Annotated in this window: 5 protein-coding genes and 1 CRISPR repeat array; all 5 genes read right to left on the bottom strand. The window is 38.8% G+C overall.

The window, feature by feature from the left end; genetic code table 11:
• Nucleotides 1–111: 111 nt before the first annotated feature.
• A CRISPR array of direct repeats spans nt 112–2921; the repeat unit is 33 nt; unit sequence ATTTCAATCCACGCACCTCATACGAGGTGCGAC.
• Nucleotides 2922–3126: 205 nt separating this feature from the next.
• The 5 genes from FFM57_RS07485 to cas3 all read right to left on the bottom strand — a co-directional run bounded on the left by FFM57_RS07485 (nt 3127) and on the right by cas3 (nt 9122).
• Nucleotides 3127–3507: a VOC family protein gene (locus FFM57_RS07485; RefSeq protein ID WP_137599893.1), complete on the bottom strand. Its 381-nt coding sequence runs from the start codon at nt 3505–3507 to the stop codon at nt 3127–3129.
• A gap of 12 nt (nt 3508–3519) precedes the next feature.
• Nucleotides 3520–4440, bottom strand: a complete 921-nt coding sequence (gene cas7c, locus FFM57_RS07480; RefSeq protein WP_137599892.1) for a type I-C CRISPR-associated protein Cas7/Csd2 — start codon at nt 4438–4440, stop codon at nt 3520–3522.
• A 4-nt stretch (nt 4441–4444) separates the two neighbouring features.
• A complete protein-coding gene (gene cas8c, locus FFM57_RS07475; RefSeq protein ID WP_137599891.1) occupies nt 4445–6235 on the bottom strand; it encodes a type I-C CRISPR-associated protein Cas8c/Csd1 in 1791 nt (596 codons plus the stop codon).
• Nucleotides 6232–6879: a type I-C CRISPR-associated protein Cas5c gene (cas5c, locus tag FFM57_RS07470; RefSeq protein WP_137599890.1), complete on the bottom strand. Its 648-nt coding sequence runs from the start codon at nt 6877–6879 to the stop codon at nt 6232–6234. Before cas5c ends, cas8c begins: the two co-directional genes overlap by 4 nt.
• A 101-nt stretch (nt 6880–6980) precedes the next feature.
• Nucleotides 6981–9122, bottom strand: a complete 2142-nt coding sequence (gene cas3 / locus FFM57_RS07465; RefSeq protein WP_170999926.1) for a CRISPR-associated helicase Cas3' — start codon at nt 9120–9122, stop codon at nt 6981–6983.
• Between the last annotated feature and the right edge of the window lie 61 nt (nt 9123–9183).

Raw genomic sequence — 9183 nt, 5'->3', positions numbered from 1 at the left:
CTAGAAGGAGGCGAGCCTTTGTGGCGATTGAACAAAAAAGTCTATAAAAATGTGTCCAAAATATTGACTTAAAACCAGCCAGCAACGGACTAACAAAAAGCCGAGATTAAAATTTCAATCCACGCACCTCATACGAGGTGCGACATGGTGGATTGCACGGTGTGGGGGAAGCTGGTAGTATTTCAATCCACGCACCTCATACGAGGTGCGACTCCATTAACGGTTTATTAGCCCCACGCTCCCAAATTTCAATCCACGCACCTCATACGAGGTGCGACGGTAATGATAACGCACGTTGGATTGTCATTCCAATTTCAATCCACGCACCTCATACGAGGTGCGACGTCTTTTCCGTAAAATTAATATCTAATACATCTTATTTCAATCCACGCACCTCATACGAGGTGCGACAAGCGCACCATTGAAAGTGTGCCGGCAATTATTCGTATTTCAATCCACGCACCTCATACGAGGTGCGACTTGACTACTTTGGGTTTGCACACTATGTATCAACAATTTCAATCCACGCACCTCATACGAGGTGCGACAGCGACGTCAACGTCACCGAAAAAGGTAAAAAAGTTAATTTCAATCCACGCACCTCATACGAGGTGCGACCGGAAGAACAAATGATGACATTGGGTTCCCTTAATTTCAATCCACGCACCTCATACGAGGTGCGACGTATAGGCTCACCGCAAGCTATTTCGCCAAGGATAGATTTCAATCCACGCACCTCATACGAGGTGCGACGCAAGAGTATTATGAGGAAATCCCGAAACATATTATTTCAATCCACGCACCTCATACGAGGTGCGACTTTTAGGTTTTCATCAGCGAAAAACTCAATCTGCTATTTCAATCCACGCACCTCATACGAGGTGCGACTAATTTATAAAGATTGTCATTACCATACGTACCAATTTCAATCCACGCACCTCATACGAGGTGCGACCCAGTAGCGTTGTTCAGATAGTAGATGATGTCCGAATTTCAATCCACGCACCTCATACGAGGTGCGACGAAATAGTTCGTGGTTCGTGCAACTATTGGTTGCATTTCAATCCACGCACCTCATACGAGGTGCGACCGATTGCATCCACAATGCTATCTAGCGTGTCGTGATTTCAATCCACGCACCTCATACGAGGTGCGACAGTAGTACGTCCATGGTTATGCCTCCTTACTAAAAAATTTCAATCCACGCACCTCATACGAGGTGCGACGACTATCCAGTCGATAAAATCATTTATGCAAGACATATTTCAATCCACGCACCTCATACGAGGTGCGACCTTCACTTGTTGACGTTTCTTCACCAGGTTCAATATATTTCAATCCACGCACCTCATACGAGGTGCGACTAGCTTCGCTTTTTGCGAGATACCAAGCGTTTTCTAAATTTCAATCCACGCACCTCATACGAGGTGCGACGATATTTCTGTTTTTAAAGTTGTTGGTAATTCTTATTTCAATCCACGCACCTCATACGAGGTGCGACTTTTTAGCTATGACGAATTTTCAGACGAGCCGCTAGATTTCAATCCACGCACCTCATACGAGGTGCGACATGCTTACCAAGTGCCCAAATGTATCAATGCTAAATTTCAATCCACGCACCTCATACGAGGTGCGACCTTTGTTGTAAAAGACACAGCAGAGGACACAAAAATTTCAATCCACGCACCTCATACGAGGTGCGACTTTTTAAATTGGTGGTTCATTTCTTTAAATCTTATTTCAATCCACGCACCTCATACGAGGTGCGACCCGAGCAAACGATTAGCTTTACCAATCCATCGCAATTTCAATCCACGCACCTCATACGAGGTGCGACTAGTATCGACTTCAATTTAAGGAGGAAGCGGAATATTTCAATCCACGCACCTCATACGAGGTGCGACGTGACCATATTTGGGCAATTCTCGTCTAATTGCGTTTTATTTCAATCCACGCACCTCATACGAGGTGCGACTTTCTTGCAATTTTCCTGTTATCAAATTTCTAACTAATTTCAATCCACGCACCTCATACGAGGTGCGACGCCACCAAGCGTACCGCACTTGTCAGTTGACTGGTATATTTCAATCCACGCACCTCATACGAGGTGCGACATTATCAAACGGTCTTGATTAGCAAATAAAAAATTTCAATCCACGCACCTCATACGAGGTGCGACAAAAACGGCTCACAAGGGCAATCAGACCCATTCGGATTTCAATCCACGCACCTCATACGAGGTGCGACTTTTAAAAGCCTCCAATTTATTTTTTTGTTATGATTTCAATCCACGCACCTCATACGAGGTGCGACCTTGCCGATTGTTCCAGCAGTCGCTACCGCATCCAAATTTCAATCCACGCACCTCATACGAGGTGCGACCAAACTTTTGTTTCGGCAATTGTGCCAGCTGTTCAATTTCAATCCACGCACCTCATACGAGGTGCGACTGCAACAATGATTTATTTAGATACGCCAGAAATGATTTCAATCCACGCACCTCATACGAGGTGCGACTATCTGGACAAACACCAATTCCATTCGCTGGAGTGATTTCAATCCACGCACCTCATACGAGGTGCGACTTCCCTAAATACACTAAAAAGCTGATAGATAAAATTTCAATCCACGCACCTCATACGAGGTGCGACAAAAAGCAATAACATTTTCCAAATATATTGATTTATTTCAATCCACGCACCTCATACGAGGTGCGACACGACTATCGCAAACAAATGGTGGATTTGGATGATATTTCAATCCACGCACCTCATACGAGGTGCGACAACTAGAAACAACGAAACAATCTGTTGGTAGATATATTTCAATCCACGCACCTCATACGAGGTGCGACAGAAAATTTGGATATCACTGGCACCACTGCTAAAATTTCAATCCACGCACCTCATACGAGGTGCGACCGTGAAATCTATCCAAAATAAGTTGATTTCACAAAAAAGTACGAGAAATATAGCACTGGTATGATAAAACACTAAATTTTACTGCTAAATGCTTATAATCTAGCCAAAATTTTGGTGCGAATCTACTAGTCAATAACTGTTTACCTGACACTCGCACCTCTAAAATAAATATAACGCTTAAAGATCATTTTTACACCTACATATTTCAATCTGTCGTAATTTCCAATAAATTTCCTTCTGGATCTTGAATAACAGCTTCATAGTAACCATCACCAGTAGTTCGCGGTCCATTCAATAACGGAAAACCATCTGCGAGTACTTTTGCCACAAAGCTATCTACATCTTCTTTCGTCCCTACAGAAATAGCCAAGTGGGAATAACCCACCGCGTCCACTGCACGTTCCAAGAGAAATTTTTTATTAGTTAACTCCAAGCGACTACCACTAGCAAAACTCAAAAAATAAGAACGAAAGCCTGTTTTTTCATTTACATATAACGCTGAACTTTCTGCTGCAAAATATTTTTCGTAAAAAGCCTTCATTTGTTCTAGATCTTTGGTCCACAATGCAATGTGTTCAATTTTCATTTTATCCCTCCACTAATCTAAATATTTAAAACAAGTAACACCAGCTGGCATCTTGTCATCTACTCTAACTTCATAATCTTGATATGAGCTTGGAAAATCCACGTCTGCTTTTCGCGCTACAGTTACTTTTTCGAATAATTTATGAGCAGGAGCGTTTCCTAGCTCCGAGTCATGTTTGAAGATAATTAGTTCTCGTACAATCATCTTTCCACGGCTAGCGGATCGATCATGTTCGAACATATTAGCAATCGCATCCCATAAAAGTGTCAAGTCTTCCTCTGAGAATCCTGTAACTTTTCTTGCTAGATTTGCAGATATATATCCTTCTGCACGATATAGCGCATATGGGACAATATATTTGCGTCCGATTGTATTCAGTTTATCTTCTGCGTCTTTTTCTGTCGTAATCGCTGTTCTTGTAAGGGTAATCTCTTGAGGAATTATCGAATCAATTGAACGAGCAAAACCAATTTGAACTGGTCCTCGCACTTGACCACTGTTCAATGCATTTTTAGTAAAGGTTGTCATTACTGCACCAAAAGTCCGAACATCGTAAAAATTTTTACACATAAAGTCACGAACAAACTCGTCAATATTTTTTTCTTTTTTAGCTTGTTTAATAATTTTTTTCATGGCGTCGTCTCTTCTATCACTGGTGTCCAAGCCCAATGCTTCATACGCACGAAAATCACTGCTATTTAATGTTACATTTCTTTTGATATAGATATCATACTCTGGCTCATCTTCCTTTAGCATCTGTATATATTGACGTATTTTATGTTTTAAGCATACATCAGTCACCAAACCGTGGTTGGTACTGTTATCCATTCTCGGCATGTTATCTGCATCTGGATCCCCATTAGGATTACCATTTTCTACATCAAACAACACGATAAATTCATATCTATTTTTAATTGCTCCATCTTTATCCATCAATCTATTCTCCTTTATTATTGATTAATTTTTTCAGTGCTGCTTTTTTGAACTCCGCTTCCTTCTGATGATAATATCCTAGCTGAAATGCTCCTTGTTCCGGTAACGTTAACTGTTTAGGCATAGACTCTAAATCAATTTTTGCTAAAATTTCTCCCAAAGTCTTTTCCAATAGGATTCGTGCACCATTCTTCTGAGGTAAGCTTTTAAGTTTCGTTAAATAGTGATTGGTTAATTTTATTAAAATTGGAAAGATATAAGCCGGATTAGCAGTTGCTGCGTTGAAATATTTATCACAAATTGTTTTAAATTCTTCCGTTCTCTCTTGACTACTTTGCTCGTTGCTCGCTAACCACTGAATCTTTTCTAAAATCGCAAATTCCCGTCCCAGTAAATAGGGAATATTTTGGGTTTCTTCATTCAAACTCACTTGCAAAACCTCCTCAGGGCACTTACTATTTTTATTTTTCAAATAAAATGCTTTAATAATTGCTGCTCTATCACGAGTTATCTTTCTATCCGCTTTAATTCGCGTCGAAAGCGTCGTAATTAAAGCATAAGGATATGGACTATCTAGCAACATTGCTTGTGTGATACTGCCAGCTAAACTAGGAGAAATTCTTTTATCTCGCGTCTTTTCATTTGTAATAGCTGTAAGGATGTCAAATATTCCTAATTCTTGACGTTGATCGAACTGCGGACGAGTTATCGATAACCGTTTTTGATGTGCAGCTAAATTTTTAGCAAAGAAACTAAATTTATTATGAGTAAAGAAGCGCACTGATAAACGGGCGGCATTAGGACTCAATCCTAATAGGTAAAAATCAGTGTCTGCTGACAATTCTTCATCTGCAATGACAATAGACCTACCTTCTGCTAGCTCTTGCATTGCTGCTTTGAGTTGAATTTGCGTCACCTTTATATCTACTGTTTGTTGATAACCAGTTAACATTTCCAAAAAAGATCTTGTACCGATTTCAGTTTTACTCCAAAATACATAGGTTGTATCATTGATTAACTTATGCGTACTCTCATTGGATAATAAATAATTGAGCATGGCACCATATTCAAAAGCCACTTTTTCGCTAATCGGTGCGTTCATCCCTTGCTTTTTCCCATGAGAGGTGTATGCTTCTGCGTTAAATGAAATTAGAGAAGCACCAGAAAGTTGCGCCCCATGTATTCCTTTAATTAGTGGATGTAATCGAGCAATTTTAGCCTGTTTTCCAGTAACACTACAGACACCATCATACTTTTCCTCTTTAGATAAATAATTCTCCCACTGTTGTTGGATTTCTTGATAATCGAATACATGCTGATCTCTATATGTGAAAACAATCGTTCCACCTTTTTTCAATTCCTTAATCCATAGATTAAGTTCTTTGTGCTTCTCTACATCTTCCGGTTGCCATCGCTGAAAAAAATGAAGTACCGCACGTGCTGCTGGAACGTCTACTTCTGCAAGTATCTCTTCGTGGAACTTTTTGGATAAGGAAAATGCTTCTTTAGCTTTTTCAGGATTATTTTTAGTATCTAATCCTAGCAAGTACATTGCATTATCCGCCAGAAAATATGGTTTTAGCTGCGTAGTACGAATTACTTGTTCAGGAATTATCAGTACTTGTGAACTGCGTTTTTTCTTTTCTTTTGTTCTGAGGTCTACAACACTTAATATCTCACCCTTCTCTGAAAGGACTAGTGAAAAATTGACTCCACTTCTACTCCATCCTAGACGTGGCACTTTACCCTGACTTTTTAACCATGTATATTGTTCAGTTAAAGACTGGATGATCATCCTCTCACCTCAGCTTTCGTTAAATCAATTAGCCCATTTTTCATCTGCGCTCTGAAAAATAGCGGACGAATATCGAGTGGATTGCGATAATCAAAATCATATAGCATGTACCCCAAATCAACTTGTCCTACCAATTCTTCTGGACATTCTGGTTCACCTTGAAATAAGGTGACTTCTGCTGGAAATTCACGACAACCAAGGAATGGCTGTTGAAAATTTTGACCTTTCTCCAATCGTCGTTTAGTCATTGCTTGAAACTTTGCAGCGCTGTCTGTGGAATTTGCTTTTTCCGTCATTTCAAAATGAACATCACATATATAGTGCACATTACGCAAAGCTAATGTCGCCCGCTGTTGAATCTTTTCATTAGTATCAAGAAAAATTTTTTTATTATTTTGCATATCACTGTGTATTTGTCGCGCAGAAGCTTTACTGCCAACTTCATTGCGACGAATATTTACGTAACGAATAGGACAAGCGACGTAAATTCGATCTACTTTCCATACTAGCCCTGGATGCCAAAAAATACTTTCAATAATTCCCCGTACTGCCGATGGGGTAATTACGTCATATGTTGTACGTTCCACTTTAAATTCAGGTCGAGTGAAACATGCTAATTCACCTTTTATTGAAATTCTCAGCACATCATTTCCTCCTCGCTTTAGATAAAAAGAAAATATTTTTTATTAACTAATAACTTTAATACGTAATAAATGAGTGCTCCCAAAAGCGCCACCTTTTTACTCTACTTTTCATAGATACTCAATCCATATCTGTTGTCATATTGCTTATCATTAGCAAGAATATAAATATTTTCATTTACTTTTTCTATAGTAATTTTGTTTAAGTCATATTCTGAAACAGAAGCACCATACCTTCCTAGTTTGCGGAGTATCGTCCTATTAGTTGTACCTCTTCTAAGCGCAGCTAATAAGTCTTTGTTCTCCATACAGGGAATGTAGACTGTTAGCTCTTTGTTTTCAATTAGTTTAAATTTATTGGCAATCTCTTTGAAAGGCAAATGTAATTCATCCTGACCTTCATGAAAGAGAGGTAGGACGATATCAGGATTATTGTTGAAATTATATAACGCAGAAAAGTACCTACCAATTGTTTGTGGGTCATCTACCGCTAAATTATCAGCCAAAGCAATTCTCATAGCAGCTATGTTTTTCGAAAAAATTTTACCAGATTGAAACTCAGCAACTGAAAAAAAATACACAGAACCTAGTTGTAAATTATACTCACGATTGCATCGTCCAGCCGCTTGAATTAAAGAGTCCAATCCACATTCTTCCCGATAAACCGTTGGAAAATCAATATCTATCCCTGCTTCAATCAAGCTTGTACTAATGACGCGGCAAGGTTTATCATTTTTCAACTTATTTTCTATCTCAGCTAATATTAATTGCCTATCCACCGGTTTCATATACGTTGTTAGCAAATACGTATCTTCCGTACGTCCAATTTCTTTAAGTAAAGCAGCACCATTTTTTCTAGTATTTACAATACATAAGACCTGCTTATGCCGCTTTAATTTTCCTCCTAGATTTTTAACTTTTACCTCACCTAGATTAGAAAAAGCAACTCTCTTTAAATTCTCAGTTAATTTCTTGATGTCAGGAATAATTTCAGTCCGTTCTAGAGGCTCTTGTTTGCCATTAAGTAGCAATTGATGGAAGTTAGGTTGCGTAGCACTCATGAATAAGGCTGTCACCTTATAGCTATGGACTAACTCCTTAACAGCTGCCATACACGATTGCAAGCACGCTAAAGGTAAGGATTGACCTTCATCAAAAATAACTACACTATTAACAATGTTGTGGATTTTTCGACATTTTCCTTTCTTATTAGCAAATAATGATTCAAAAAATTGTACTGCCGTAGTGACAATCACTGGCTTGTCCCAATTTTCTGCGGCTAATCTTTTTATTTCATCGCCGTCTTCGTCGTAATCTTCTGCACCGCTATAATGAGCTAACACTTTGCCTCTCCCCAAAATTTTTCTAAAAATAGAAACTGTCTGATCAATTATCGCTCGATAAGGTACAACGTAGATAATCCGATCTTTTTTGAATTTTTTAGCGTGTTTGAGCGCAAAAGCTAAAGAAGAAATTGTTTTGCCACTACCAGTTGGTGCACTTAAGGTAAATATTCCTGGAGCAACATCAGCCTTACTTTGACATGCTTCCAATACTTCTGCTCGAACCTGTTGAATTTTTTTATCTTGATTCCAGTTATTCCCTTTCTCTTTTTGAAGATACTGTTGTAATTTAGCATATAATTTCCCAACACTATTCGGAGCGATTTCCACTGGTTTTTGATATTTCATATAAGCCTCTGTATCCAGAGAGTCAGCATCCACCAAACAAGAAAAAAGCATCCTAATGAAAAAAGCTACGGAAAAGTTATCTCTCGGTGGCAAGTTTTTAAAATCTTCTGGTTGAGGTGCTGAAAGGTTAATTTCTTTTTGATATGCTGAAGCGTCTGGTATTATTTTTTTCATTCGTCCAAAAAACGTAGACATATTTTCCTTATCCTGAAGAGTGCCTAAATTAGGTAATCCACTATGATGTCCAGCAACACACAACGCAGAAATTAAGTCGTGTTGATTATTCAATTCTCTTGCACCGAAAGTTGAATGATCAACACGAATTTTTTTTCCTCGTATCATCTCTTGGAAGTCGTCACTATACTTACCAATGTCATGACTGAGACCACACCGTTTTCCAAAATTTTCTGCGTTAAATTTTTTAGCAAAAAAAGCCGTTAGTTCCCCAACTCTTCTACTATGATTCTTAATTTCATCTTCAATTCCCGCTTCGTTTCTATGCGCAAGGTATTTTTTAAACTTTTTCTCTCCTGAACTTCTATTTAACAATTCCATCACACACCTTTCATTTCCAAACCCCATCAATTAAAGCGCTTTCTATACATTGAAGATTATA

Origin of the sequence: Enterococcus nangangensis, assembly GCF_005405245.1 — a bacterium.
Taxonomy (GTDB): Bacteria; Bacillota; Bacilli; order Lactobacillales; family Enterococcaceae; genus Enterococcus_J; species Enterococcus_J nangangensis.
Note: the sequence above shows the minus strand (reverse complement) of the source record. Positions and strands in the feature narration are given on the sequence as shown.